The 24,109-nt window shown below is 69.4% G+C and carries 27 protein-coding genes; 8 read left to right on the plus strand and 19 right to left on the minus strand.

All coding sequences use genetic code 11. The features are described 5' to 3' along the window. Positions 1 to 159: 159 nt before the first annotated feature. The gene (locus tag ACRYA2_RS08360) at positions 160 to 1,452 is read right to left on the minus strand and encodes an amidohydrolase (RefSeq protein ID WP_433626422.1); all 1,293 of its coding nucleotides are present in this window, start codon (positions 1,450 to 1,452) and stop codon (positions 160 to 162) included. Positions 1,453 to 1,580: 128 nt separating this feature from the next. On the opposite strand from ACRYA2_RS08360, the gene hisG reads away from it, so the two are divergent. After that, positions 1,581 to 2,429 (plus strand): ATP phosphoribosyltransferase, encoded by an 849-nt coding sequence (hisG, locus tag ACRYA2_RS08365; protein WP_433626425.1) that lies wholly within the window; start codon positions 1,581 to 1,583, stop codon positions 2,427 to 2,429. A 121-nt stretch (positions 2,430 to 2,550) separates the two neighbouring features. Here the strand turns inward: hisG and ACRYA2_RS08370 are convergent, their stop codons facing one another. After that, positions 2,551 to 2,835: a DUF5789 family protein gene (locus ACRYA2_RS08370; protein WP_433626428.1), complete on the minus strand. Its 285-nt coding sequence runs from the start codon at positions 2,833 to 2,835 to the stop codon at positions 2,551 to 2,553. Between the two features lie 124 nt (positions 2,836 to 2,959). On the opposite strand from ACRYA2_RS08370, the gene ACRYA2_RS08375 reads away from it, so the two are divergent. Next, positions 2,960 to 3,754: a PHP domain-containing protein gene (locus tag ACRYA2_RS08375; RefSeq protein WP_433626431.1), complete on the plus strand. Its 795-nt coding sequence runs from the start codon at positions 2,960 to 2,962 to the stop codon at positions 3,752 to 3,754. Between the two features lie 88 nt (positions 3,755 to 3,842). Continuing rightward, the gene (locus tag ACRYA2_RS08380) at positions 3,843 to 4,007 is read left to right on the plus strand and encodes a DUF6757 family protein (RefSeq protein ID WP_433626433.1); all 165 of its coding nucleotides are present in this window, start codon (positions 3,843 to 3,845) and stop codon (positions 4,005 to 4,007) included. A 13-nt stretch (positions 4,008 to 4,020) separates the two neighbouring features. Here the strand turns inward: ACRYA2_RS08380 and ACRYA2_RS08385 are convergent, their stop codons facing one another. Together ACRYA2_RS08385 and ACRYA2_RS08390 are read right to left on the minus strand one after the other, a co-directional pair. Then, positions 4,021 to 5,016, minus strand: coding sequence for a hypothetical protein (locus ACRYA2_RS08385; RefSeq protein ID WP_433626435.1), 996 nt, complete (start codon positions 5,014 to 5,016; stop codon positions 4,021 to 4,023). A gap of 101 nt (positions 5,017 to 5,117) precedes the next feature. Continuing rightward, complete coding sequence (locus tag ACRYA2_RS08390) at positions 5,118 to 5,438, minus strand: 4Fe-4S dicluster domain-containing protein (RefSeq protein ID WP_113274796.1); 321 nt, start codon at positions 5,436 to 5,438, stop codon at positions 5,118 to 5,120. A 317-nt stretch (positions 5,439 to 5,755) separates the two neighbouring features. Here ACRYA2_RS08390 and ACRYA2_RS08395 point away from each other — a divergent pair, with 317 nt between their 5' ends. After that, positions 5,756 to 6,208 (plus strand): cupin domain-containing protein, encoded by a 453-nt coding sequence (locus tag ACRYA2_RS08395; protein WP_433626438.1) that lies wholly within the window; start codon positions 5,756 to 5,758, stop codon positions 6,206 to 6,208. A 102-nt stretch (positions 6,209 to 6,310) separates the two neighbouring features. Here the strand turns inward: ACRYA2_RS08395 and ACRYA2_RS08400 are convergent, their stop codons facing one another. The 5 genes from ACRYA2_RS08400 to ACRYA2_RS08420 form a co-directional block, all read right to left on the minus strand. After that, positions 6,311 to 7,090, minus strand: a complete 780-nt coding sequence (locus tag ACRYA2_RS08400; RefSeq protein WP_433626441.1) for a sulfite exporter TauE/SafE family protein — start codon at positions 7,088 to 7,090, stop codon at positions 6,311 to 6,313. Between the two features lie 6 nt (positions 7,091 to 7,096). Continuing rightward, positions 7,097 to 8,386, minus strand: a complete 1,290-nt coding sequence (locus tag ACRYA2_RS08405; RefSeq protein WP_433626444.1) for an NRAMP family divalent metal transporter — start codon at positions 8,384 to 8,386, stop codon at positions 7,097 to 7,099. A 583-nt stretch (positions 8,387 to 8,969) separates the two neighbouring features. Beyond that, complete coding sequence (locus ACRYA2_RS08410; protein WP_433626446.1) at positions 8,970 to 9,398, minus strand: universal stress protein; 429 nt, start codon at positions 9,396 to 9,398, stop codon at positions 8,970 to 8,972. A gap of 136 nt (positions 9,399 to 9,534) precedes the next feature. Beyond that, positions 9,535 to 10,704 carry a pyridoxal-phosphate-dependent aminotransferase family protein gene (locus ACRYA2_RS08415; protein WP_433626448.1) on the minus strand — a complete coding sequence of 390 codons (1,170 nt, stop codon included), beginning with the start codon at positions 10,702 to 10,704 and terminating at the stop codon, positions 9,535 to 9,537. Positions 10,705 to 10,785: 81 nt separating this feature from the next. Continuing rightward, a complete protein-coding gene (locus ACRYA2_RS08420) occupies positions 10,786 to 11,475 on the minus strand; it encodes a TIGR00266 family protein (RefSeq protein ID WP_433626451.1) in 690 nt (229 codons plus the stop codon). Between the two features lie 96 nt (positions 11,476 to 11,571). Between ACRYA2_RS08420 and ACRYA2_RS08425 the strand changes: the two genes are divergently transcribed. Then, entirely contained in the window at positions 11,572 to 12,423 is an 852-nt protein-coding gene (locus tag ACRYA2_RS08425; RefSeq protein WP_433626453.1) for a YkgJ family cysteine cluster protein, read from the plus strand. Between the two features lie 91 nt (positions 12,424 to 12,514). Here the strand turns inward: ACRYA2_RS08425 and ACRYA2_RS08430 are convergent, their stop codons facing one another. Beyond that, the gene (locus tag ACRYA2_RS08430) at positions 12,515 to 12,688 is read right to left on the minus strand and encodes a DUF5786 family protein (protein ID WP_433626455.1); all 174 of its coding nucleotides are present in this window, start codon (positions 12,686 to 12,688) and stop codon (positions 12,515 to 12,517) included. A 159-nt stretch (positions 12,689 to 12,847) separates the two neighbouring features. On the opposite strand from ACRYA2_RS08430, the gene ACRYA2_RS08435 reads away from it, so the two are divergent. Next, the gene (locus ACRYA2_RS08435) at positions 12,848 to 13,864 is read left to right on the plus strand and encodes a DUF5784 family protein (RefSeq protein WP_433626458.1); all 1,017 of its coding nucleotides are present in this window, start codon (positions 12,848 to 12,850) and stop codon (positions 13,862 to 13,864) included. Between the two features lie 70 nt (positions 13,865 to 13,934). Here the strand turns inward: ACRYA2_RS08435 and ACRYA2_RS08440 are convergent, their stop codons facing one another. Beyond that, positions 13,935 to 14,732, minus strand: a complete 798-nt coding sequence (locus ACRYA2_RS08440) for a formate/nitrite transporter family protein (protein WP_433627096.1) — start codon at positions 14,730 to 14,732, stop codon at positions 13,935 to 13,937. 127 nt (positions 14,733 to 14,859) lie between these two features. Between ACRYA2_RS08440 and hjc the strand changes: the two genes are divergently transcribed. Both hjc and ACRYA2_RS08450 read left to right on the plus strand, forming a co-directional pair. Beyond that, positions 14,860 to 15,399, plus strand: coding sequence for a Holliday junction resolvase Hjc (hjc, locus tag ACRYA2_RS08445; RefSeq protein WP_433626461.1), 540 nt, complete (start codon positions 14,860 to 14,862; stop codon positions 15,397 to 15,399). Between the two features lie 288 nt (positions 15,400 to 15,687). After that, a complete protein-coding gene (locus ACRYA2_RS08450; RefSeq protein ID WP_433626464.1) occupies positions 15,688 to 17,007 on the plus strand; it encodes an MFS transporter in 1,320 nt (439 codons plus the stop codon). Here the strand turns inward: ACRYA2_RS08450 and ACRYA2_RS08455 are convergent. From ACRYA2_RS08455 to ACRYA2_RS08490, 8 genes are all read right to left on the minus strand, one after another. Further along, complete coding sequence (locus tag ACRYA2_RS08455; protein ID WP_433626466.1) at positions 17,004 to 18,248, minus strand: FAD-dependent oxidoreductase; 1,245 nt, start codon at positions 18,246 to 18,248, stop codon at positions 17,004 to 17,006. The genes ACRYA2_RS08450 and ACRYA2_RS08455 overlap by 4 nt on opposite strands. Positions 18,249 to 18,357: 109 nt before the next feature. After that, positions 18,358 to 19,623, minus strand: coding sequence for a threonine synthase (thrC, locus tag ACRYA2_RS08460; protein ID WP_433626469.1), 1,266 nt, complete (start codon positions 19,621 to 19,623; stop codon positions 18,358 to 18,360). A 116-nt stretch (positions 19,624 to 19,739) separates the two neighbouring features. After that, positions 19,740 to 20,723 (minus strand): CapA family protein, encoded by a 984-nt coding sequence (locus ACRYA2_RS08465; RefSeq protein ID WP_433626472.1) that lies wholly within the window; start codon positions 20,721 to 20,723, stop codon positions 19,740 to 19,742. Between the two features lie 137 nt (positions 20,724 to 20,860). Continuing rightward, the gene (locus ACRYA2_RS08470) at positions 20,861 to 21,541 is read right to left on the minus strand and encodes an amylo-alpha-1,6-glucosidase (RefSeq protein WP_433626475.1); all 681 of its coding nucleotides are present in this window, start codon (positions 21,539 to 21,541) and stop codon (positions 20,861 to 20,863) included. A 771-nt stretch (positions 21,542 to 22,312) separates the two neighbouring features. Beyond that, entirely contained in the window at positions 22,313 to 22,774 is a 462-nt protein-coding gene (locus ACRYA2_RS08475; RefSeq protein WP_433626477.1) for a glycogen debranching N-terminal domain-containing protein, read from the minus strand. A 25-nt stretch (positions 22,775 to 22,799) separates the two neighbouring features. Further along, positions 22,800 to 23,033, minus strand: a complete 234-nt coding sequence (locus tag ACRYA2_RS08480) for a hypothetical protein (RefSeq protein WP_433626479.1) — start codon at positions 23,031 to 23,033, stop codon at positions 22,800 to 22,802. Positions 23,034 to 23,037: 4 nt separating this feature from the next. Next, positions 23,038 to 23,421, minus strand: coding sequence for a DUF8156 family protein (locus ACRYA2_RS08485; protein ID WP_433626481.1), 384 nt, complete (start codon positions 23,419 to 23,421; stop codon positions 23,038 to 23,040). Further along, entirely contained in the window at positions 23,408 to 24,085 is a 678-nt protein-coding gene (locus tag ACRYA2_RS08490; protein WP_433626483.1) for a hypothetical protein, read from the minus strand. Before ACRYA2_RS08490 ends, ACRYA2_RS08485 begins: the two co-directional genes overlap by 14 nt. Between the last annotated feature and the right edge of the window lie 24 nt (positions 24,086 to 24,109).

Below are 24,109 nucleotides of genomic sequence, written 5' to 3' on the forward strand. Positions count from 1 at the left end.
GCCGTGTCGCCGTTTGGAATCGTTCGCTTCGTACACGAACGGAACAGAAGCCCCGAGAGCGTTTAAAACCACATCTCATCGTTCAATTCCAAACTTATGTAGGACGAGTTACGTCTATCGTCTAGCATAAGTATAATTGGAACTGGAGTGAAGGGGAGCTCACTCGGTAGCTCGCTCGATAGCGGCTTCTGCACGCTCTTCGGCTCGCTCTCGAACAGAATTCTCGTCGAGAGTGAGTATATCTCTATCGCGCATGAGGATGGTACCATCACAGATCGTATGTCTCACGTCGCTGCCGCGCGCGGCGTACGCGAGGTGGCTCACGAGGTCGTGGTGGGGAGTGAGGTGGGCCGCCGAGAGGTCGACGACCGCGAGGTCGGCGTTCGCGCCCGGTTCGATGCGGCCGCCGTCGAAGCCGAGCGCGGCGGCGCTGCCCGCGGTCGCCATCTCGACGACGGACGCGGCGTCGACCGCGCTGGCGTCGTCGGCCGCCAGTTTCCCGAGCATCGCGGCGTCGCGCATCTCGTCGAACATGTCGAGGTCGTTGTTCGAGGCCGCGCCGTCCGTTCCCAGGCCGACGGAGACGCCCGCATCGAGCATCGCCTCCACGGGGGCCATCCCGCTGGCGAGTTTCATGTTCGACGCCGGACAGTGGACGACGCTCGTGTCGCTGTCGGCGAGCAACTCGATTTCGGTCTCGTCGACGTGGACGCCGTGCGCGACGAAGTCGTTCGCCGCCGTCATGCCGAGGTCGTGAGCGCGTTCGAGCGGGCGCTCGGCTTCCGCCTCGACGATGGGCGCGACCTCGTCTTCGGTCTCGTTCGCGTGGTAGTGGAGCGGAACGCCGGCCTCGCGCGCCTTCGGGACGTACTCCCGGAGGTACTCGTCGCCGACGGTGGTGAGGCTGTGGGGGGCGACGAACGTCGAGACGCGACCGTCGGCGGCCCCGTCGTACTCGCGAGCGAAGTCGAGGCTGGTCTCGAAGTCCTCGCGGGCCGCGGCGTCGTCCTTGCCGACCGTGACGACGCCGTGGCCGAGTCGCGCCCGCAGGCCAGCCGCCTCGACCGCCGCCACCACCTCGGGTTCGTGGAAGTACATGTCCGCGAACCCGGTCGTGCCGGAGCGAATCATCTCCGCGAGCGCGAGTTCCGTCCCGGCGCGGACGTCCTCGGCGGTCAACGCGCCCTCGACCGGCCAGATGTCCTCCCGAAGCCACGCGTCGAGCGGCTTGTCGTCGGCGTACCCCCGGAGCAGCGTCATCGCGGCGTGCGTGTGGGCGTTCACGAGGCCGGGCATCACCAGACAGTCCTCGGCGTCCAGCCGCTCGTCGCCCTCCGGCGTGTCGCCGACCGCGAGGACGTCGCCGTCATCCCGGTCGACCAGCACGTCGCCGCGTTCGACGGTCGCGTCCGGAAGCAGTACCTTCCCGCCGGCGATTCGGAGCGTGGTCATGAGTACGGGTTGTGACGGCGTCAGTGTTAATCCACCGAGTCTCCCCCGACACGGTGGGGCGTGCCTCGGCGTGACAGTCGTCGCCGGGAAAGGAAGAATAATCCGTCTGGCGCGTCGAGAACCAGTCGATGCGTATTGCTGTCCCCAACAAGGGCAGGCTGCACGACCCGTCGATGGAACTGCTGGAACACGCCGGACTGCATGTCGTCGACGGTGCTGACCGCAAGCTCTACGCGAACACGGTCGACCCAGAGGTGACGCTGCTGTTCGCTCGCGCGTCCGACATCCCCGAGTACGTCAGCGACGGCGCGGCGGACGTCGGCATCACCGGTCTCGACCAGGTGCGTGAAGCCGACCCCGACAATGTCTCCGACCTGCTGGACCTGGAGTTCGGTCGATGTCGTCTCGTCCTCGCCGCGCCGGAGGACGGCGACATCACCGACGTCGGCGACCTCGCGGGCAAGACCGTCGCCACGGAGTTCCCCCACATCGCCGAACGGTACTTCGCCGACACCGGCGTCGACCCGGACATCGTCGAAGTGAGCGGCGCGACGGAACTCACGCCCCACGTCGACATGGCCGACGCCATCATCGACATCACGAGCACGGGGACGACGCTGCAGGTGAACCGCCTCGCCATCGTCGACGAGGTCTTGGAGAGTTCGGTCTACCTCTTCGGTCGCGACGACGTCCTCGACGACCCGAAGGTCGAACAGGTCGTGATGGCGCTCCGGTCGGTGCTGTCCGCCGACGGCAAGCGCTACCTGATGATGAACGCCCCGGAGGACCGGCTCGACGAGATACGCGACGTGATGCCCGGTCTCGGCGGCCCGACGGTGATGGACATCGCCGGCGGCGACAAGGTCGCTGTCCACACCGTCGTCGACGAGCGCGACGTGTTCGAGACCATCAACGAGGTCAAGGAACTCGGCGCGAGCGGCATCCTCGTCACGGAGATCGAGCGACTCGTCGACTGAGCCACCTGCTCTTCTTTCGTCGTCTTCGCCCTTGGCCGACGAGCACGCGACCGGGACGCGGTGGTCCGGCGTCACGGGCGCGCACAGAGAGAAGTCGTGGAGGCCACCTGACCCGCCCGACTCAGAACGAGACCTGGCCGGGACCGGCAGTGCCGAGCGTCGTGGGGTCGCGGTCGCTGTAGTGGCGGCGACCGACGGCCTTGCTCGAGAGCGCGCAGTACATCGCCTCGCGAGCCTCGCGCGGTGAGTCGTACGTCTCCTGGCCGACGCGCTCGAACACGTCCCCGAGCGTCTCGGAACCGTTGGGGAGGTCGAGTTCGTGGTCGCCGTGGTCGGCGACGAGTCGTTCGGTGTCGGTCGGATATTGGTGGTCGTCGAGCAACCGGGTCGCTTGCTGTAGCGTCATCACCACAAACAGGGCTAAAGATAATTATAAACTTTGTCGCCTAGGAATACGGTCGAATATAATGCCCTAGACCGTGTTTAATGCACACCGCAAACGCCTTGCCGCGACGCGAACGAGATAGCGCATGAGCGTCTTCGCGGACCTCCACGTTCACACGACCAACTCCGACGGGGCGATGGACCTCGACGCGGTGCCGGCGGCCGCCCGCGAGGCCGACGTGTCGGTCGTAGCCGTCACGGACCACGACAGGCTCCACCCCGACCTCCAGACGCCCGTCACCGTCCTCGACGGCGTGACGGTCGTCCACGGCATCGAACTCAAGGTGGAAGCCCCGCACGGCGAGCACGTCGACCTGCTCGCGTACGGCGTCTACCCCACGCCGGACCTCGCCGCGGAACTGGAACGCCTCCAGGAAGACCGGGTCGACCGCGGTCGGGCCATCATCGAGTGCGTCGAGGACCGCCTCGGCGTCGACCTCGACCTCGAAGCGCGCGAGGGCATCGGTCGGCCTCACGTCGCGCGGGCCGTCGACGCCCATCCGGACACCGACCACGACTACGAGGGCGCGTTCGAACACCTCATTGGCGACGACGGTCCCTGCTACGTCGCCCGCGACGTGACGGCGTTCGAGCGCGGCGTCGAGCTGCTCTCGAACGCCAGCGGGCTGGTCGGCCTCGCGCACCCGCTTCGCTACGACGACCCGGGCGCGGCGCTGGAACTGACGAGCGAACTCGACGCCGTCGAGCGCTACTACCCCTACGGTCGCGAGGTCGACGCCCGGCCGGTCGAACGGGCGATCGCGGAACACGACCTCGTTCCGACCGGCGGTAGCGACGCCCACGACGACGACCTGGGGAAGGCCGGCCTGTCGAAGGCCGAGTACCGCCACTTCCGGTCCGCGGTGTCGGTGAACGGGTGAGGACCCGGCGTCCCGACGACGGGACGGATGGCCTCCGGCGGACGACGAGGGCGTAGCGTTAAGGTGGGTCGAGCACCTACGTGTTCCCATGCAGTGTCACTACTGCGACAGGGACGCGACGTTCGCCCCGGAGAGCGACGGTATCCGGGTCGGACTCTGTGACGAGCACTTCCGCGAGCAGTTCGAAGAGCTAGCGGAGACGGAGGCGATGGAGTCCCTCCGCGAGCAGTTCGACGTCGACCGCCTCGAATAACCCGAACCCTACCCTACCGTTTCTCGGTCGCACTGAACGCGACGCCCTCGTAGACGTAGACGCGCCCGGACTGCGGCGGGGCGTCGGTGTCCGTCGTCGGGTCGCGGTACGCGCTGGCGAGCACCGTCTGTGCGTACGTGCTGCTGCTCGTTTCGACCCGCACTTCGGTCACGTCCTCGGAGAGGAGGTAGGGCAGTCCGTTCCGGAGCGCGTACGACTGGACGACCTGCTCGGTGACGAGCGTCGCCGGACGGGCGGGGTTCGTCGTCCGCTCTACGACGAGCGTCTCCGGGTCGTCGGTCTCCTTCGCGCGACCCGTCGTCACCGTCAGCACGTCGCCGTCGCGCTTCGTGGCGGCGACGTCGGTCGGTTCCAGCGCGAGGGGGTCGCCGGTCACCTCGAACAGGACGAGCGCGCTGGCGTGCGCGAACGCATAGACGCCCGGGCCGAGATGCTGGATTCTGGCGGTGCTCCCCATCGCCTCCTCCTCGACGTTCGCGTCCCCGATGCCGAACCGCCACGTGAACCGCTGGCCCGGTCGAATCTTGGTGTACGGCTGCGGCACGGCGTGGGGTGCGACGTACGCCCATCCGTCGTCGAGACGCTTCGTGACGGTCCACGCGAAGGGGTTCATCCCCACCGACTCGTCGCTCCCGTTGTACAGCGTGAACCGTGTCGAGTCGGACGGTCGCTCCAGCACCTCGCGTTCGGGGACGACGTACGCGGTCTCGTGAACGCCGGATTCGAGCGAGTGGTAGCAGACGGTGTCGTCGAAGAACCCGGGGCAGGGTTCGCCCTCGAACCACGAGTCGCGGACGGCGAGCGGTTCGCCCTCGGACGACCGGGAGGTCGTCCCGGTTCCGTCGCCGGTCGAGGTTCCGTCTGTCGTCGTACGGTCCGTCCCGGTGGGGGAAGCGGTCGTTCCGCCGGGACTCCCGGGCGAGCGGTCGCCGAGACAGCCGGCGAGCGCGCCCGACCCGAGGAGTGCGAGGAGTCTACGGCGTCGCATACGCGATAGCTCTTTCCGGCGAGATAAAGGCTTTCAGTAGACTCAAACGGTCGTTTGACCAATCGGGTCGCGGCGACCGGCGAAGCGAAAAGTAGCGCGAATCAGACGCGGCCGGCGTCCACGTCGATGGCGTCCACTGGGCAGACGTCGACGCAGAGCATGCAGTCGATACACTGGGCCTCGTTGGCCGGGTCGGCCTTCTTCTCGCTCTCGGGGTGGTCGGGGGTGTCCACCCACTCGAACACGTCGACGGGACAGTCCTCCAGACACGCACCGTCGGCGATACAGAGGTCGAAGTCGACGGCGACGTGGGTGCCGTGGATGCCCAGTTCCTCGGGCTCGTCGACCGGACCCCAGACGTCGTGTCCCTCGTGTTCGTCTACCTTCTCGCGATTTTCGGTGAACTGCGGATCTATAGCCATCGTTGACCACCTGTGCATACCAAGGTGGAAGCGATACTTAAACCTCCCGACCAAACTTAAATGCATCGTCCCCGGGCGAGGTTTAGGCAAGGCTAAAAACGGTGGCGAGAGGAGCGCGCTCGCGGATTCTCGCTCTCACCCCGATGAAGGATTTAAATAGGACTATCGTCGTTGGTCGCGCCGACGTCGCCGGCCGGTCGACGGACCCTGGCCGCGACCGAGACGACATCGCCGTCCGGTCGGCGAGACGGGTCGCCCGGGCGACGAGGACACGGTCGACGGGTGGTTTTTTCGCGCCGCGCTCGGTATCACGGAGCATGGAGAAGGTTCGCATCGACGACGTGTCGTCGTACGCGGGGCCGGCGGACGTGAAGCGACCGCTGACCGACGCGCTCGGCGCGGAAGACGTCGCGGTCAACTACTACGAACTCGCACCGGGCGACAGCTTCGCCTTCGGCTATTACGCCCACGAGGACCAGGAGGAGGTGTTCTACGTCCAGTCCGGCACGGTCACGTTCGAGACGGAGGCGGGCGACGTGGCGGTGGCCGGCGGCGAGGCCGTGCGGTTCGGTCCCGGCGAGTTCCAGCGCGGCGTGAACGAGACCGACGAGCGCGTCGTCGCGCCGCGCGACTCCGAACTGACCGAACTGCGCCGACGCTGCGGGGAGTGCGGCGAGCGCACGCCGAACGAGATAGAGGCGACGGACGACCGCGATGCGCTCCTGACTCGCTGTCTCGACTGCGGGTCGGTGACGGGACGCTTCGACTGACCGTCGCCGGGTCCCGCAGCGTTCCCCCCGGAGGCGACGCTGGACCGGGCCGTGCGCGAGACGGGAACCGCCGAGCGGTCTCCGCGGGCCACCATTGTCCCGCTACGTCAGCGCGAGGTACGGGCCGAGCGCGACGAGGACGACCGCCAGCGCCCGCTTGAGCCGACGGGGGTCGCTGGCCTGCGCGAGTCGCCAGCCAGCGACGACGCCGACGAGCTGGGGAACCCCGATGGCGACGGCCAGGGGGAACGAGACCGTTCCGCGGACGAGATAGCCCGCGGTCGCGAACCCGGCGACGAACACCGACTGGACCTGCGCGACCGCCACGGCGACGAGCATCGGAACGCCCGCGGCGACCAGCAGCGGGACCGCGACGACCGGGCCGCCGACGCCGAGCAGTCCGCTCGGGACGCCGACCGCGAACCCGATGGCGGTCACGAGCGTTCGTCCGCGGACGCCGGCGAGGTCGAACCCGTTCGCCGTCCTCCTGTCGGTGCGGGTGCGGTACCAGACGAGCACGCCGGTGAGTGCGAGGAAGGCACCGAGGAGCAGTCCGAACAGTCGCTCCGACACCAGCGCGTTGAGGCGAACGCCGACCAGCGCGCCGACGAGGCCTGCGACGCTGAGCAGGAGCGCGGCGACGCGCTCGGGGCCGGCGGCGAGTTCGCCCGACCGCAGGTAGGCCGCGCTCCCGAGCAGTCCCGTGGCGACGAACGTCGCGCTGGCCGTGCCGGCGACGGTTCCCGGCGAGGCGGCCGTCAGCGCGTACAACGCCGCGGTGACGAAGACGCCGCCGGGACCGACGGCCGTGATGCCGACGCCGGCGAACAGCGAGACGGTGACCAGCGCGACGAGCGTCGGCGTGGCGAGTCCGGCGACCATGTCCTGCTACAGTCCCCCGCTCAGGATGGCGTCGATGACCGTCCGCCCGGCGGTGACGGCCGAGTAGACTGCCAGCAGGATGAGCGCGCTGTTGAGGGCGTTGAGCTTCCAGCCGTTCGTGTGCCCGCCCATCACGTCGTCGTCGTTGACCGCCCAGAACAGCAGCAGGATGGTGATCGGGAGTCCGACGACGCCGTTGTACGCCGGGAAGAGCAGGATCATGTCGATGACGCTCAGGCCGAGGTACTGGTGGACCAGCGGGGAGAGGCTGCCGAGCGCGACGCCGACGACGTAGATGACGACGAACGCCCGGCGGCTGTCGGCGTACCGCTCTCCCAGCGCCTCGCGGAGCATGTAGCCCGGGGCCCACATGATCGGGATGATGCTGTTGAACGCGGCTGTGAGCGTTCCGACGAGGAAGACGGCCATCGCCCACTCGCCGAGCACGTTCGCCAGCGCCCGTCCGGGCGTGAGGAACGTCCGCAGTTGCGTGTAGCCCGCGGGGCGCAGGACGGCGGCCGCGGTAACGACGATGGCGACGGTGGTGAGACCGCCGACCGCGTAGCCGATGCCGAGGTCGCGGCGCATCGTCGACACGGCCGAGACGTCCGTCCATCCCTTCTCCTCGACGAGTTCCGATTCGAGGAAGAAGTTGGGCCAGAGGGCGGTCGTCCCGAGGATGCTCACCGCGAGCGCCATCCCGCCGACGTCGCCGGCGACGGGGACGAACCCTCGCGCGACGGCGACGAGATCGGGGCCGCTCGCGCCCGCGACGACGACGTAGGCGACCAGCAGCCCGAACATCATCAGCGTCATGATGCGTTCGACCCAGTCATACCCCAGGACGCCGACGACCATGGCCGCCAGGCCCGTGAGGTAGGCGAACGGCTGCCAGCCGACGCCCTGGAGGCCGAGGAGGACGACGATACCCTTGCCGACTGCGGCGGTGAGTTCGAGCGTCCACGCGACGCAGCCGACAGAGAGCGCGAGCATGAGGATGGTCGCACCGGTCCGCCCGAGCTTCTCGCGGGCGAAGCCGGCGAGCGAATCGCCGAAGATGCCAAGGCGCGCGCTCATGTCCTGCCCGAGGTAGCCGAGCAGGACCGCGCCGACGACTGCCCACAGCAGGGCGTAGCCGTATCGGACGCCAGCGGAGCTGGCGATAAACACTGAACCGGAACCGAAGTAACTGGCGACCATCACGAACGCCAGGCCGTACTTGCCGAAGAAGTCGGTAATCGTCGAATCGACGCCGAAGACCGAACGGAGATCGTAGTCTCGTTGGAATATGTCCATAGGGTGTGAAATGGCGAATCAGTGCAAGCGACTGACGAGCGGCGACCGTCGAGCGACAGCAGTGGCTGTCGCGTTCCGACCGGAGAACGCCCCGGCTTCGTCGCTCGAACGGCAACTCTCTGCCGGAATAACCGAGGTGAATGAATGTAATCACGGACGTAACTTATGCGCTGTGGCTACCCACCGTTCGGGGCGGGCGTCCGCCTCACGCCGCCGTCGTCGACTGCTTCGAACGAGCGCGGTGGGTGCTCCTCGCGGTATCCGCGACGGGCCGTCCGGAGTCGACCGCTCGCCCCACGCGAAACTCTGCCGCCGCCGAACCGTCTGCGCCGTCTCCACTCGAAACGGAGGGGTGGGTCAACGAATCCCAAACTCGCCGGCGGTGGGCGAAAAATCTCCGCAAAGCGGACTGCCAGAATACCCAACTGCTACCCGAAGCAGTCGGAGTGGGAACGACTCACGCACCCCTCTGTTTCGACTGGAACGAACGAAAACGCGAGCGAGGACGACGCGTCGGCCGGGAGCGCACGTCCGTCGACGCCGGAACCGTACCGCCGACGCCGCAGGGGCCCCGACGTCGCTCCTACTCCCCGTGCCGTCCCACTGGGACGAGGAGGACGGGGGTCGGACTCGCCCGGACGACCTTCTCCGAGACGCTGCCGAGCAGGAGTTTGTCCACGCCGCGGCGGCCGTGCGTGCCGATCACGACGAGGTCGGTGTCCTCCGCGGCCGCCAGTATCTCGCGATAGGGCTTTCCGTGGACGACCTCGCCGTCGGCGTCTATGCCGCGCTCCTCGGCGGTCGCCACCCCCGCTTCGACGGTGTCCTCCGCCGCCGCTTCCAGACGGTCGAAGAGGATGTCCTCGGTCACGTCCCGGGCCATCATCTTCTCGTCGACGACGGAGAGCAGGTGAACGCGCGCATCGGCGGTCTCGGCGAGGTCGAGCGCGTGGTCGAGCACCGCGTCGGACTCCTCGCTGTCGTCCAGCGGCACGAGAATGCGTTCGTACATCACACCGTCTCTCGGCCGCGACCGTCAAAGACGTGTCGGCGGTCGCGGTCCTCGGCGGTCGATTCGCCGGGCGAGCGACCGCTGGAAGGGAACGCCCGCGGTCGCCCGCGACGCAGAGAACCGCCGTTTCGTGACGCTACCGCAGTCGTTCGCGGGCGCTGGCCATCCCAGCCTCGATGTCGACGTTCTCGCCGGCTTCGAGCATGGCCTCGCCGACGGTCCGGACGCCGCGGAGAATCTGCTCGTCGGAGAGGTTGCCCATGTTGCTCACGCGGAATATCTCGCCGCCCAGGTGGGCCTGTCCGCCGCTGATGCTCACGCCGCGCTCCTCGACGGCGTCGAAGAAAGCGTCGGGGTTCTCGCGGACGGTCTGAGGGAGCGAAATCGCGGTGAGGGTGTTCGAGAACTCCGAGACGTCGTTGCGCTCCGGGAACGGCGAGAGACCCATCGCGGTGAACGCAGAGCGGAAGGCCGCCGACTGGCGGCGGTGCCGCGAGATGCGCTCCGGCATCCCCTCGTCGACGATGTGCTCGACGGCGACCGCCAGCCCGCGGAACAGCGGGACGGCGCTCGTGAACGGCGTCTGGTGACTGTCGGCCTTCCGGAGATGCCAGTCCAGGTCCTCGTAGAACGGCGCGTCGTCGCCGTCGAAGGCGTCCTGGGCCTGCGGCGTCGCGTAGAGGGCGCTCAGGCCGGGCGGCGCGGCGAGACACTTCTGGGCGTCCGTAATCGCGACGTCGACGTTCCACTCGTCGACGAGGAACTCGTCGCCGCCGATGGAGGTGACGCCGTCGACGACGAAGCGGGCGTCGTGCTCAGCGGCGATCTCGCCCACCTCCGGGACGGGGTTCAACAGCCCCGTGCTCGTCTCGTTGTGAACTATCGTCACCACGGTGGTGTCGTCGGAGACGGCGTCGGCGACCGCGTCGGGGTCGACGGACTGGCCCCAGTCGAACTCGACCGGCGTCACGTCGGCGTGGCGGTCGGCGATGCGCTTGAACCGCCGACCGAACTTCCCGTTGACGACCGCGACGACCTCGTCGTCCTCGCCCGCGAGGTTGGCGACCGCGGCTTCCATCGCCATCGTCGCCGTTCCGTTGAGTATCAGGCTGGTGCCGCCCTCGGTCGTGGCGGTGCCGTCGAGCGACGACCGCTCGAAGACGGCGTCGAGCGCGTCCTGGGCGCGCTCGTACACCGCCTCGAACTCGGCCGAGCGATGCGACACCATCGGCTCGCTCATCACCTGACGGACGTCTTGCCGGAGGGGAACCGGACCCGGATTGAGCAGGAGGAAGTCCTCTCGCATACGCTCCGGTTACACGGCGGGGCAGATAAACGTCGCCCGTGGCGCAATTTCCGCCACTACCGGGCGCGGTGCTCCCGTCGGCTACTCCGAGCCGTTCCCGGCCCCGTTCGACGGCAGGTTCGGGATGAGCCACGCCAGGAACGCGTCCGTGCTCCGGGACTGCGTCCAGATGTTGCCCGGTCCCTCGAACTCGCAGACCAGCCCTTCGCCGCTGAACAGCGTCGACTTCAGCCCGCCGACTCGCTCGACGGAGAAGTCGACGGTGTCCTCGAACGCGACGACGTGGCCCGTGTCGACGACGTGGCGCTCGCCAGGGTCGAGGCTCACGACCGAGATAGCGCCATAGCTGGAGAGGAAGGTCAGTCCCCGCCCGCTCAGTTCGAGCAGGAACAGTCCCTCGCCGCCGAAGAACGACCGGCTTCCGCCGAACTTCGTGTCGAGGTCGACGCCCGTCTCGGCGGCGAGGAAGGAACTCGACTGGACGAACAGCGACTCGTCGCGGAGTTCGTACTGGACGACGTCTCCCGGCAGTGCTGGTGCGAGCGTCAGCGTTCCCGGACGCTCGGCCTCGAACGTGTTGACGAAGAACGACTCTCCGCCCAGAACCGACCGCTTCAGCGACGATAGCAGCCCCCCTTCGGCCCTCGTCTCGACAGTCACGCCTTCCGAGTGGCTGACCATCGACCCCGCTTCGGTCCGGACCTCGTCTCCCTCGTCGAGCGTGAGCTCCAGTTCCGTGAACGACGGCCGGTGGTGTCTCTCGTAATCCATGTCGTCGTCTCACGGCATCGACGCGGATATACTTGCCCGCCACCGTACCACCATCTCCCACAGCTTAAGCGCGTCGGGGGCGTAGCGCGGACAGTCATGGAGGTGAACTGCGAGGGCTGTGCGGGCTGTTGCATCGACTGGCGCGCGCTCGCGTCCGAGCGGTCGGACCACGAGCGCCGCGGCCCCCGGACGCCGCTCGACGACGCGTACAATCTCGTCCCGCTCACGCGCGGCGACGCTCGCGACTTCCTCGACGCGGGGTTGGCGGACGCGCTAACGCCCCGACTCTGGCGCGACGAGAGCGGCGTGACGGTGGACGGCGTCGAACTGGCCGCCATCGACGGCAAGCCGGTCTTCTTCCTCGGGCTTCGGAAGCCGCCGAAGCCGGTCGCGCCGTTCGACACCGACCCGCGCTGGCTCCCCACCTGCGTCTTCCTCGACCCGGCGACGCTGCAGTGTCGCATCCACGACCGCCCGGAGTATCCGACGGAGTGCGCGGAGTATCCCGGCCACAACCTCGAACTCGGGTCGACGACGGAGTGCGAACGCGTCGAGGCCACGTTCGGCGGCGACCGACTGCTGGACGACGACCCGCCGGACGACCTCTCCGGCCTCTTGCTCGGTCCGCAGGCGGTCGGCGAGAAGGTGTTCGTCTACCCCGACCCGGACGACCTGGCGGGCGTCCTCGCCCGACTGCTCGCCGACGACCTGACCCGCGAGGACCGTGCGCGGTTCGTCGCCGCCGCGGTCGCGGGCCGCCCCGGTACGACGAGCACCGACCGCGAGCAGTTCGCCGCGGCGTTCGCCGACGCGAAGGTCGCAGACTCGTGGGCCGGCCGCGCCGTCGCCGAGTGGGAGTCGCTGGAGGACGGCGGCGACGCTCCCCGACCGGACGCGGCCGAGCGCGTCGAGGACGACCGCGGCGCACCGCCGACGCCTGGCTGGTAGCGGCGTCGAACCGCGAGCCATCCGCTCGCGAAGACGACGGCGAGAAAACCCGAAACGTCCGCTCGCTTCGACGAGCGACTGCGGAACTGCGTTACTCGGACTTGATGTCTTCGAACTGCTCGAGGAGATCCTCGGTCGAGTCGCCGGAGTCGTACTCTACAGTCCCGTGGTAGTTCGACCGGTCGTCGTCGAAGCTCGCGTCCACGGAGCTGTTTTTCCGTTCACGGCGCTCGTGTTCGTCTTCGTCATAGGCACCCATTGACATGACAACCACACCCATACTTGGCGGTAACCGACCATCAATGTAACGGATAATCACATCATTCGAACCGCCTGTAAAATCGTCAGACACGGGAGACGCCGGCGGGATTCGAACAGTACGGTGAGCACAAGGCGTAAACATCTCCGACCGCTAGTACGACGCGTGGCAAGCCCGCTCCGCTTTCGCCGCTCCACGGAGCGGTGGGACGACGACCGCATCGACCGAGAGGTGTACGCCGACCTCGACGAGAATCTCGGCGCAGCCTCGCCGACGCCTCATTACTCGGGACCGAACGGCTACCGGACCCGCCGATTCGAGATGGACAACGGCGACTTCGCCCTGTTCGCGTGGAACGACGAGGAGGCGTTCTGGCTCGGCAACACCGAGACGCCCTCGGCGCTGTGGCGCACGACGAAGTACACGTTCGACGAGGTTCCGTATCCGATAGCGCGCTGGGCGCAGCGCGAACTGCTGGCCGACCTCGCGGTCGAGTCGCCGTGGCTCGCCGAGTACGACTACGTCTCCTGGTTCTTCCTGCCCGTGTTCCTCTCGAAGGACGGCCGGGAGAGCACCCGGACCTTCTTCCGGGACCACGCCGCCGGCTTTCCGGACGCGACCCGCGACGAGGGGCTGGAGTTCTACGAGCGGTTCCTCCGGACCGGCGCGCTGGACGACTACCGGTACACGATGGCGTCGAAGCTCGGGACGAGCCAGCACGTCGACCCCAGTCGGATGAGTTCCGCGATGAGCGAGTTCACCGTCGCGAAGCTGCTGACCGACGCGGGGTACGACGTGACGCCCGAGATAGAGGTGACGACCGGTCACTCGCTGGACTTCCGGGCCGACCCGGCCGCGGGGACGCCCGGCGGCTCCGTGCTCGTGGAAGCGACGCGTCCGCGCCCGCCGCGCCGTCGCGGGGCCGACAACCCCGTGACCGCGCTCCGGGAGACGGCGGAGACGAAGACGAACGGTCAGCTCAGCGAACACGGCGGCGGTGCGGTCCTGTTCGTCGACTGCTCGGGATTCCGGGACGACGACTGGACCGCCATCGCCGGCGAGAAACCCGAAGTCCGCCACCGACCCGCGGTGGTGTTCCGCGCGCGCCCCGACGGCCGCGTCGAGGGGTACGCGAAGGGGTCGGTGCCGCTCTCGCTCGACGGCGCGCTGACCTGGGTGTGAGAAACGCCCGACGCCGCGACCGACCGCATCGGCCGCTGGCGGTGGCGACGCCGCGTCGACCGTTCGACCGTCACTCCCCGCCGCGGACGACGTGACCGTACTTCAGGATAGCGACGAATATCACGCCACCGACCGCGTTACCGGCCGTCGCGAGTGCGAGGAAGGCGAGATAGTCGACCGCGCCGATCGCCGGGGAGACGAGCGTCGCCGCCAGCACCTCGATGTTGCCGGCGATGGAGTGGGGGAGATGGGCGAGTCCGATACTGGTGGTGACCAGCCAGACGACGATGATGCGAGCAGTGCTCCCCTTCGCGGCCGTGAGCAGCCACGAGAGCAGTCCCATCAACCAGCCGGCCGTTACACCCCCGGCGAGTATCAGCCACCAGACGTGGTCGACGAGGTTCCGTCCGATTTCGACGAACGCCGACTGGTCGGCGATGCCGTAGGCCGGGGCGAAGTAGACCATCGAGACGGCGAACATCAGGCCGCCGACGACGTTCCCGCCGTAGACCAGCGCCCACAGCCGACCGACCTGACCGACGGACGCCCGGCCGTCGATCGCCGGCAGCGCCGCTCGCGTCGTGTGTTCGGTGAACAGTTCGGACCGCCCCCCGATCACGAAGATGAAGCCGACCGCGTACGCGTTCGCTACGACGATGCGCGTTAACGGGTCGCCCCACGTTCCGCCGACGAGCGTGAGTATCACCGCCATGAGCAGCGGACCGAAGCCGAGGTCGAGTCCGGCCGACAGCCCCGAGAGGAACAGACCGCTGCCCGGCCGCTCTAGTTCCCGAAGTCCCTCCTGTATCTCCTCGGCGAGTATCTCCTGTTTCGACTTCTGAGTCAGTTCGGGCGACTCGTCGGCGATGCGCTCGTCGAGCTCCTCTTTTGCCACAACTAATGTGGTCGGACTTGCCGCCGAAAAGCGACGTGGCCACGCCGCCTCTCGCCCGTCGGACGCAGGCGTTAAAACGGTGGAATGGCGAGGTATCGGTATGTCGAACGCCAAGGGGGATCGCCGGGAGCGCGAACTCGTCAATCGGCTCGACGAGGCCGGGTTCGCAGTCATGCGTGCACCGGCGAGCGGGAGCGCCACGGAACGGGAACTCCCGGACGTGCTCGCCGGCAACGGCGACGTCTTCTACGCTATCGAGGCGAAATCGAGCGCGGGCGACCCCATCTATCTCACCGGCGAGGAGGTCGAGGCGCTCGTCTACTTCTCGCAGAACTTCGGAGCGAAACCGAAGATCGGCGTCCGGTTCGACCGCGAGGACTGGTACTTCTTCCACCCCGCCGACCTGTACGTCACCGACGGGGGCAACTACCGCGTGAAGAAGGAGACGGCGCTCGCGGACGGCACGGACTTCCCCGAACTCACCGGTCGGTCGACGAAGACGACGCTGGACGAGGTCGACGAGGACGGCGGGGACGACGAAGACGAGGCGGACGCCGGCGACGACCGCGTCCTCGACGTGCTGACCGCGGTCGAGCAGGGCGTGCTCTCGCCCGACGAGGCGGCGTCGATGCTCGACTGAGTAGGCCGCTCGCCGCCTCGCGACCGTGGTGACCGCCGACCGGCGGTCGATTCGCCGTCGCGACTCCCGACGGCCGCTCGACTCGTCCGGACGACCCCGCCGTCGCGAACCTTTTTGAACGAGGACGGGACCAGACCCGGTGCGACGCCGGGAGCGGGCGGTCCGCTCCCGCGGTCCGACTGCCGATGCGCCAGCGGTGGTGATACGACGCCCCTCGAACGGTCCCGATACGCCCACGTCCCGCCGGGAGAGCACCACTCAAGTAGCCGCCCGTCCATCGTCCGACTCGTGTCGAACGACGACCCGAGTGACGAGCGTCCGACGAGCGACGCCGGAGACGCAGACTCGGCCGAACGCGCCGCGAACGGCGGCGCTGCGGTCGAGAGCGACGATGCGAACGCCGGCCATCCCGGTAGCGGCGGCGAACGCCTGTTGACGGGCTACTCGGGCCGACTCCTGCTGACGGTGTCGCTCGGTTGGACCGCCATCCAGACCGGCCGGCTCGTCCTCTCGCCGATGCTCCCCGCCATCATGGACCGGCTGACCATCTCGGAGTTCGAGGCGGGGCTGGCGCTCACCCTGCTGTGGGGGCTGTACGCGCTCGGCCAGTACCCCAGCGGCCGGCTCTCGGACCGCCTCTCCCGGAAGACGCTGCTCGCCGGCGGCCTCACCCTGCTCGTCGTCGGTTTCGCGGCGCTGGCGAACGCCCCGGGCTACCCCGCCTTCCTGGTCGGCGCGGCGCTCGTGGGGACCGGCGCCGGCCTCTACCCGACGCCGGCCCGCGCGCTCGTCTCCGACCTGTTCGTCGACCGCCGCGGGCAGGCGTTCGGTCTGCACACCGCCTCGGGGGACGTCGGCGGCGCGATAGCGGCGGGGCTCGCGGTCGTCGTCCTCGCAGTTGCGACGTGGCGGGCCGCGTTCGTGCCGGTCGTCGCGGTGCTCGCGCTCGTGCTGGTCCTGCTCCACCGGTGGAACCGAGAGCCGTACACGCCGCCCGCGGTGGACCGGGCTGCGCTCTCCACGGTGCGCGCCGACCTGGCCGCGACCGCGGAACGGTTCGGCGACCGCCGGACGGCGGCGCTGCTCGTCGCCTACTCGCTGTACGCGTTCGTCTGGCAGGGCGTGACCGGCTTCCTGCCGACCTTCCTCCAGTACGCGAAGGGGTTCGGTGCCGCGCTCGCCGGCGGGGGATTCGCCGCGCTGTTCGTCGTGGGCGCGGTGGTGAAGCCGGTCGCCGGCTCGCTCGGCGACCGCGTCTCCCGGCCGGTGGTCGCGGCCGGCGCGCTCGCGGTGGCGGCCGGCGCGCTGGCGGGCGTCCTCGCCGCTGCGTCCACCGTGCTGGTCGGCGCGGGCGTCGTCGCGTTCGCCGCGGGGCTGATGGCCTACCCGCCGGTGATGCAGGCCCACCTGATGGACGCGTTCCCGGACGGGAGCATGGGCGGCGACCTCGGGGCGACCCGGTCGGTGTACATCGGTATCGGCAGCCTCGGCACGACCTACGTCGGCTTCGTCGCCGGGCGCGCCGGCTACACGACGGCGTTCGCCGGACTGCTCGCCTGCCTGCTCGTCAGCGCGACGCTCGTGCTCGGCCTGGCGCGGACCCGTTAACTGCGGCGGGCATCGGACGGCCGCTCCTCGGCCGGCGGCAGCGGTTCGAACTCCGAGAGCGCACTCCGGAGCGCGTCGGGGTCGTCGCGGCCGGGGAGCGGTTCCGCGGCGGTTCGGCACGGCGCGTCCACGCCCAACCGCTCGCAGACGTGGTCGGCGACGCTCTCCGCCATCAGGCGGTACGTCGTCAGCTTGCCGCCCACGATGGTCGTGAACCCCGACACGCCGTCGCGCTCGCCGTGGTCGAGCAGCGTGTAGCCGCGGGTCACCGAGCGGCCCGCCTCGAACTCGCTCGCCTCGCCGCCGAACAGCGGCCGCACTCCCCAGTACGACCGGACGACCGGGGCCGTCTGCAGGTCGGGGACCATCTCACCGGCCTTCTCGACCAGCAGGTCGACCTCCCACTCCTCTTTCGGGTACTCGTCCGGGTCGTCGACCGCCTCGCTGGTCGTGCCGAGGACGGCGGTCGAGTCGTGGGGCACGACGATGTCGCCGTCCGTCGCCGGGCGCGCCCGGTTGACGACGGCGTCGACCGGCGGGTAGTCGACGACGACCATGGCTCCCTTCGAGGGCCGCATCGGAATCTCGACGTCTGCCAGCGACCCCACCTCGCCCGCCCACGCGCCGGTGGCGTTGACGACGTGGTCGGCGCGTACGGTCTCCGTCCCGGTCGCGCCGGGGCGGCGAATCTCCGCGCCGGTCACCTCGCCGCCGTCGACGAGGAGGTCGACGACCTCGGCATCGGTGTGTACCGCGCCGCCGTGTTCCCGCACGTCGACGGCGTTCGCGACCGCGAGCGGGAACGGGTGGACGACTGCGTCCGGGACCCGGAGGAGCCGCTCCGTCTCCGGCGAGAGGTACGGTCGGTCGCGCCGCACCGACTCGACGTCGACCGGCTCCGCGACGATGCCGCAGTCCCGGCAGCGGTTGCGCAGCCGCTCGAAGTAGCCGTCGTCGTCCTCGGGCAACTGGGCGAAGAATCCGCCGGTCGGGTCGATGCAGTGCGGGGCGACCTCCCGCAGGACCTCGTTCTCGGCGATGCACTCTCTCGCGCTCTCGGGGTCCGACGTCGCGTAGCGCGCGCCGCTGTGCAGGACCCCGTGCGTGTTTCCGGTCGCGCCGCCGGTGAGTCCGTTCCGTTCGACGACCACCGTCTCGACGCCGCGCAGACCGAGGTCGCGCGCGACGCCGACGCCGGTCGCTCCGCCCCCGACGACGAGAACGTCCGTCTCTCGATTCACGTGCTCGGTTCGGGAGCCAGTCGCTTCACGGTGTCGCCGCGTTCCCCGTCGAGCGCCGGTCGACCGTCGACGGCGACGCGGTCGGACTCCCGACGGTCGCGTGCGGTCGTCAGGAGAGGTGGTCGAGCACGCCCGCCGTGTCGGCCGGGACGGGTTCGGGGTCGGCACCGGCGGCGGCCGCGGCGTCCGGGTCTTTCAGCAGGTGGCCGGTCGTCAGGCAGACGACGCGCTCGTCGCTCCCGACGACGCCCGCGTCGCGGAGCTTCCGCAGGCCGGCGACGGAGGCGGCGCTGGCCGGTTCGACGCCGACGCCGTCGCGTGCGAGCGCGCGCTGGGCGTCCGTTATCTCGTCGTCGGAGACGGCGACGGCGGTGCCGCCCGTCTCCCGAATCGCGGGCAGCGCCTTCGGGGCGTTGACGGGGTTGCCGATGCGGATGGCGGTCGCCCGGGTCTCCACGTCCGCCCAGCGCCGGACCGTCTCGCGGTCCTCCTCGACCGCCTCGACCATCGGCGCGGCCCCCTCGGCCTGGACGCCGGTCAGCGTCGGCACCTCGTCGACAGCGAGTTCGCCGGCGGCGACGAGTTCGCGGAACGCCTTGTACAGCGCGGCGGTGTTGCCGGCGTTGCCCACCGGGAGGACGATGCGGTCCGGCAGGTCGCCGGTCTGGTCGCGGAACCCTTCGAGCATCTCCAGGCCGATGGTCTTCTGGCCCTCCAGCCTGAAGGGGTTCAGCGAGTTCAGGAGGTACGCCTCCCCGCGGTCGGCGAGGTCGGCGACGACGTCGAGGCAGTCGTCGAAGTTGCCGTCGACTTCGAGGATTCTGGCCCCGTGGAGGCTGGCCTGCGCGACCTTGCCGGCGGCGACCTTCCCCGCGGGCAGCAGGACGAGCACCTGGGTCCCGGCCCGTGCGCCGTAGCACGCGAGGGCGGCGCTCGTGTTGCCCGTGCTCGCGCAGGCGAGGCGGTCGACGCCGAGTCGCTCGGCGACGCGAACGCCGACGGTCATCCCGCGGTCCTTGAAGCTCCCCGTCGGGTTCATCCCCTCGTGTTTCACCCGAAGTTCGGCGACGCCGACCTCCTCCTCGATGGTCGGCACCTCGTACAGCGGCGTGGCGCCCTCCTCGATGCTCACGCCGGAGTCGACCGGGAGCGCGTCGGCGTACCGCCATACGCCGTGGCCCGAGTCGGCGTCGAACTCGGCGAGCGTGGGGTGGTCATCGTACCGGACTTCGAGCAGGCTCTCGCAGTCCGGACAGCGGTAGCGAATCTCGTCGAACGGCGCACCCGTCCACTCGCAGTCGATGCAGGCGAGCCAGGCCCCGTCGTCGGCGCAGTCGGGCGTCGGCGCGGTGGGGTTCGAGAGAGAGAGGTCCATCGGGCGGGTGGAGGCGTTCCGTGCTGAAAAAGCCGCTGGACGGTGGCAACTTCGACCGGCCGTCCCGCCGGTGCTCGGTCTCCCGTTCCGGGGTAGAAGCCCACGACACCGTCCGACTACGGCTCCAGCACGAGTTCTTCGCCCTCGCGTTCGAACTCGGTCCCCATCGCCGCCGACAGTCGGCGCATCCGTCGCCGGCTCCAGTCGGCCGCGGCCGACCCCGCCTCGTGCACCGCGTAGTCGTATATCTCGGTGGGGAAGAGCCGAAGCTCGTCGATTTCGCCGTTCTCGACGGACGCCTCGAAGAGGAAACTCCGGTCGTTGTGCAGGTCGGAGTCGACCGCGTAGTCGTCGACGAAGTCGCCGATGTCGTACAGCACGACCGTTCCGTCGACCATCTCTACGCCCTGGAAGACGTGGGCGCTGTGGCCGTGGACCAGGTCGACGCCCTCGTCGGCCAGCCAGCGCGCGAACGACCGGAACTCCGGCGGCGGCTCCTCCCGCATGTTCGGTCCCCAGTGCAGCGAGGCGACGAGCAGGTCGGGGTCGGCGTCGCGGGCGCGGGAGAGCGCGTCGCCGACCGCGCGCCGTGTCTCCCGGTCGTCGGCGTCGAACTCAACGCGCGCGGTTCCCGGCTTCCCGGGACCGGCGGCGTACTCCGGCGTGTTGTCGGTGAACGCGACGACGGCGACGGTACGGTCTCCGACTGCGACGACCGCCGGTTCGCGCGCCGCGCTCTCGTCCTCGCCGGCGCCGGCGTGGGCGATTCCGGCGTCGTCGAGGGACGCGAGCGTGTCGGACAGGGCGGGCCGACCGTAGTCCAGCACGTGGTTGTTGGCGAGGCTCGCGTAGTCGACGCCCGCCGCCGAAAGCGCCGGGACGGCCCAGTCCGGGTCCGCCCGGAAGTGGAACGCCCGGTTGGTCTCGGTCCACGGCGTCCCGCGCGTCGAGAGACAGCACTCGAGGTTGACGAACAGGCCGTCGAGCGCGCGCAGACGGTCGACGACGTCGCCCCAGACGGCGTCTTCCGGTCGTCGGCGCTGGTGCTCGTCGACGAGTCTGCCGAGCATCACGTCTCCCGTGAACCCCAATCGAACCATCCCACCGAAGTTCGGTCGAGAGCGAGAAAAGGATGGGGGCCGGTCGCTCGCCGGCACCCGCCACCGCCGAACTGATGCGCGTTCCCACCCCTCTCGCCACCATGTGCGGTCGCCTCTCGCTGTTCGCCGCCGGGCCGTCACCGCGTCGGCGTCCAGAGACCGTCTCCCCGTACCGCCCGCAGACAGGCGATGGGGGCTCCCGCGGCCCACGCCTGCGGCTCGCAGGCGGCGCCGTAGGGGAGCGGGACGTCGGTGTCGTCCCGTTCGAAGCCGGCGAACAGTTCGGGAAAGCGGTCGTTTCCTCGCGCGACCGCCGCGTCGACCAGTCCCTGCGCGACCGTTCGCGCCGCGTCGGTTCGACCGTACCGCGCCATGCCGAGCGCGACGAGCGAGTTGTCGTGCGGCCAGACGCTCCCGAGATGGTAGCTCTCCGGATTGTACACCCGATGGTCGCTGGAGACGGTTCGAATCCCCCACCCGGTGAACATGTCGTCGGCCACGAGGCGGTCGACGACCGAGCGCAGGCGGTCGTCGGGGACGATACCGCTCCAGAGACAGTGCCCCGGATTCGAGGCGACGGTTTCGACGGGGTCGTTCCGGCCGTCGAGCGCGACGGCGTAGAACGACTCCTCGGGTAGCCAGAACGCGTCGTCGAAGGACCGGGCGAGTTCGTCGGCCTCGGCCTCCAGTCGGCGAGCGCGCTCGTCGTCGAAGAGGGTCCGCGCCAGGTCGGCCGCTCGACGTTTCGCGTCGTAGTAGTACCCCTGCGCCTCCGCGACGGCGATCGGACCGTCCGGATGCGTCCCGTCGGGGTGCATGATGCCGTCGCCGCTGTCCTTCCAGGCCTGGTGGGTGAGTCCGCTGCCTTCGCCGTCGGCCGGGTACTCGAGGAAGCCGTCGCCGTCGGCGTCGCCGTACTCGTCGCACTAGTCGAGGGCGCGCACGACGTGACTCCAGAGCTCCTCGGCGAACGCGTCGTCACCGGTCGACCGCCACGTCTCGTGGACGAGGACGACGAACAGCGCCGTCGCGTCTACCGTGCCGTAGTATGGCGAGTGGGGGACCGTCCCCCGAAGCGCCGCTTCGCCGCGGCGCGTTTCGTGGAGAATCTTCCCGGGTTCGGCGGCCCGGGAGTCGTCGACCTCGGTCGCCTGGTTCGCGGCGAGATACCGGCACGTCCCCTTCGCCGTCGCAGTCGTCAGCGGAAGCGCCTGCAGTGCAGCGATGATGGAGTCGCGGCCGAACCCGGTCGCGAACCAGGGGACGCCGGCGGTGAACAGCGGACCGTACTCGGTGTCCAGACGGAGTTCCAGCAGGTTCCGTCGACTCTCCGCGAGGACCCGCTCCCACTCCGGGGCCGCGAGGTCGGCGGTCGACCGCTCCCACTCCCGCTCGCGGTCGCGGACCGCCTCGCGAGCGGCCTCGAACGCCGCGCCCGGGTCACCGGCCGAACCGCCCGGTTCGACGGCGACGGTGATTTCGACCTCCTCGCGCGCGGCGAACGAGAGGTCGAGTTCGAGTTCGGCGTCCGCCCGGCCCTCTCCTTCGGTGACGGCGACGTCACCGTCGGACGCGCGAACGGTCGTCTCCTACGTGCGGTCGAGGTCATCGGGGTCGTAGCGGAAGACGACGCCGTCGGCTCGCGCCTCGGCGTCGACCGTTCTGTCGCGACTGCCCGCGTGACTCCGGACCTCGAACAGGTCCTCGAACGTCGTCCCGAACCGCAGCGAAAACGTCTCCGACTGGGCCTCCGGTGTGAGGTTCCGGACGCGAAGTCGGTCGTAGAGCCCGTCGGTAACGACCTGTCGCCGACCGACGTGGAACGTTCGAGCGCCTCGGTCCAGCGACGTCGCCAGGTGTATGGTCCGTTCGCTCGGACGAGGCGCGTTTACGTCCAGCAGTTCCAGCGTCGTTCCCTTCGCGTCGAGGCCGTACGCATCCAGATGCCGCATGTCCCGGTGATAGAAGCCGTCGTGTTCGCGCGTCGTGCGGCCATCCGCGTCCGTCACGAGGAACGTCGACCCGTGGACCACGGCGCTGTCGGTCTTCATCGTCTTCGACGCAACCACCGGCCGCTTATAAAATGTCCTCGATAACTCCGGGAGCGGTGTCGAAGGAACGAGCGCTGCGGTCTTTTCGGGGACGAGTCGCCGGGGTCGTGGGCGACCGAACGTCGGCGAGCGTCCCGTCGTCGTGCGCGGACACGTACAGTGTCGGCGCGTACCCGTCGTCGACCGCGTACTCGGCACCGTCGTCGGTGAGCGACCACCGGAGAACGTCGCCGTCCCGATAGTCAACCTTGTACACCATCGGTTCACGGGTCGTCCGGGACGATACCGTCGGAGCCGGCTTCGTCCGGGGTCGTCCCGTCCATCTCTTCCGGGACCGTCCCGTTCGCCTCCTCCGGGGTCGTCTCCCCGGTCGCACTGAGGTCGGCGTTCAGGTCGGCTTCGAGATGGTCGAGGCGGTCCTCGAGGTCGTCGATGCGCTTCTGCTGTTCGAGGACGACGGAGACGAGGACCGTCACCTCGACGCGCTGGTGGTTCTGCAGTCCGCCCGCGTCGGCGTGTGCGCGAGCGTGCTCGAAGAGGCGGTCGAACGCCGCCTGGTCCTCGCGGCGCAGCGCCCGCCGGTAGTCGGACCACCGCGACTCCATGGCGCGCAGCAGGTCGCGGTACGTCGCGTTAGTTCGCCCCACGGGTCGTCACCTCCGTCGGCGTCGCCTCCACCGCGACCGCCGGATGGCGGGCGGCGAGCACCCGTCGCCAGTACGCGAGCGTCGTCTGCACGGTCCCGTCGCCGAGCGGGTAGACGAGCGTCTCGAAGTCCTCGCCCGCGAACCGCGGTCCGAACGCCGTCTGTTCGCAGCGGACCACCGCGTCCGCCGCCTCGTCGAGCGGAGCCGCGAAGCAGTCGTCGGCCGTCCGCGTCAGGACGACCGGCACTCCTTCTCGCTCGGCCACCTCCGCGACGAGGTCGACGCCCGCGGCGAGCATGCGTTCGCCCTGCGCGTCGGTGACGTCGTCGGACCGGTAGAACCAGTCGAACGCCGGCAGGACGACGAGAGGCGTCTCCTCGTCGAGTTCGCCGCGGAGGTCCCGGAGGATGCTCTGGTGCTGCCACGGCGTGAACCCGCGGGCGATTGCGACTCGTTCCAGGACGCGCGTGTTCGGGGCGATTCTCGCGAGCGGCTGGGTGGAGCCCTCGTCGCGCGCGTCGACCCAGACGGCCGTCCCGCCGTCGACGAGCAACCGGTCGAGCACGAGCGAGTGTAACGCGCCCGTCGTTCGTTCGTCCGTCTCGAGGAGCGTGATTCCTGGGTCGAGCGTCGGCAGGTCCGGACTCTGCTGTTGGCCCAGCATGACGGATAGACGTACTCCCCTCGG

The organism is Halomicrococcus pelagicus (assembly GCF_050954125.1).

What these genes read in the sequence shown, in the direction of transcription:
- ACRYA2_RS08480 (WP_433626479.1), bottom strand. Translation starts at nt 23,033, where the DNA reads ATGGTGTACAAGGTTGACTATCGGGACGGCGACGTTCTCCGGTGGTCG.
- ACRYA2_RS08425 (WP_433626453.1), top strand. Translation starts at nt 11,572, where the DNA reads ATGGAGGTGAACTGCGAGGGCTGTGCGGGCTGTTGCATCGACTGGCGC.
- ACRYA2_RS08430 (WP_433626455.1), bottom strand. Translation starts at nt 12,688, where the DNA reads ATGTCAATGGGTGCCTATGACGAAGACGAACACGAGCGCCGTGAACGG.
- ACRYA2_RS08475 (WP_433626477.1), bottom strand. Translation starts at nt 22,774, where the DNA reads ATGAAGACCGACAGCGCCGTGGTCCACGGGTCGACGTTCCTCGTGACG.
- ACRYA2_RS08405 (WP_433626444.1), bottom strand. Translation starts at nt 8,386, where the DNA reads ATGGACATATTCCAACGAGACTACGATCTCCGTTCGGTCTTCGGCGTC.
- ACRYA2_RS08380 (WP_433626433.1), top strand. Translation starts at nt 3,843, where the DNA reads ATGCAGTGTCACTACTGCGACAGGGACGCGACGTTCGCCCCGGAGAGC.
- ACRYA2_RS08395 (WP_433626438.1), top strand. Translation starts at nt 5,756, where the DNA reads ATGGAGAAGGTTCGCATCGACGACGTGTCGTCGTACGCGGGGCCGGCG.
- ACRYA2_RS08370 (WP_433626428.1), bottom strand. Translation starts at nt 2,835, where the DNA reads ATGACGCTACAGCAAGCGACCCGGTTGCTCGACGACCACCAATATCCG.
- ACRYA2_RS08410 (WP_433626446.1), bottom strand. Translation starts at nt 9,398, where the DNA reads ATGTACGAACGCATTCTCGTGCCGCTGGACGACAGCGAGGAGTCCGAC.
- ACRYA2_RS08490 (WP_433626483.1), bottom strand. Translation starts at nt 24,085, where the DNA reads ATGCTGGGCCAACAGCAGAGTCCGGACCTGCCGACGCTCGACCCAGGA.
- thrC (WP_433626469.1), bottom strand. Translation starts at nt 19,623, where the DNA reads ATGGACCTCTCTCTCTCGAACCCCACCGCGCCGACGCCCGACTGCGCC.
- ACRYA2_RS08375 (WP_433626431.1), top strand. Translation starts at nt 2,960, where the DNA reads ATGAGCGTCTTCGCGGACCTCCACGTTCACACGACCAACTCCGACGGG.
- hisG (WP_433626425.1), top strand. Translation starts at nt 1,581, where the DNA reads ATGCGTATTGCTGTCCCCAACAAGGGCAGGCTGCACGACCCGTCGATG.
- hjc (WP_433626461.1), top strand. Translation starts at nt 14,860, where the DNA reads ATGTCGAACGCCAAGGGGGATCGCCGGGAGCGCGAACTCGTCAATCGG.
- ACRYA2_RS08465 (WP_433626472.1), bottom strand. Translation starts at nt 20,723, where the DNA reads ATGGTTCGATTGGGGTTCACGGGAGACGTGATGCTCGGCAGACTCGTC.
- ACRYA2_RS08400 (WP_433626441.1), bottom strand. Translation starts at nt 7,090, where the DNA reads ATGGTCGCCGGACTCGCCACGCCGACGCTCGTCGCGCTGGTCACCGTC.
- ACRYA2_RS08385 (WP_433626435.1), bottom strand. Translation starts at nt 5,016, where the DNA reads ATGCGACGCCGTAGACTCCTCGCACTCCTCGGGTCGGGCGCGCTCGCC.
- ACRYA2_RS08390 (WP_113274796.1), bottom strand. Translation starts at nt 5,438, where the DNA reads ATGGCTATAGATCCGCAGTTCACCGAAAATCGCGAGAAGGTAGACGAA.
- ACRYA2_RS08420 (WP_433626451.1), bottom strand. Translation starts at nt 11,475, where the DNA reads ATGGATTACGAGAGACACCACCGGCCGTCGTTCACGGAACTGGAGCTC.
- ACRYA2_RS08360 (WP_433626422.1), bottom strand. Translation starts at nt 1,452, where the DNA reads ATGACCACGCTCCGAATCGCCGGCGGGAAGGTACTGCTTCCGGACGCG.
- ACRYA2_RS08415 (WP_433626448.1), bottom strand. Translation starts at nt 10,704, where the DNA reads ATGCGAGAGGACTTCCTCCTGCTCAATCCGGGTCCGGTTCCCCTCCGG.
- ACRYA2_RS08470 (WP_433626475.1), bottom strand. Translation starts at nt 21,541, where the DNA reads ATGCACCCCGACGGGACGCATCCGGACGGTCCGATCGCCGTCGCGGAG.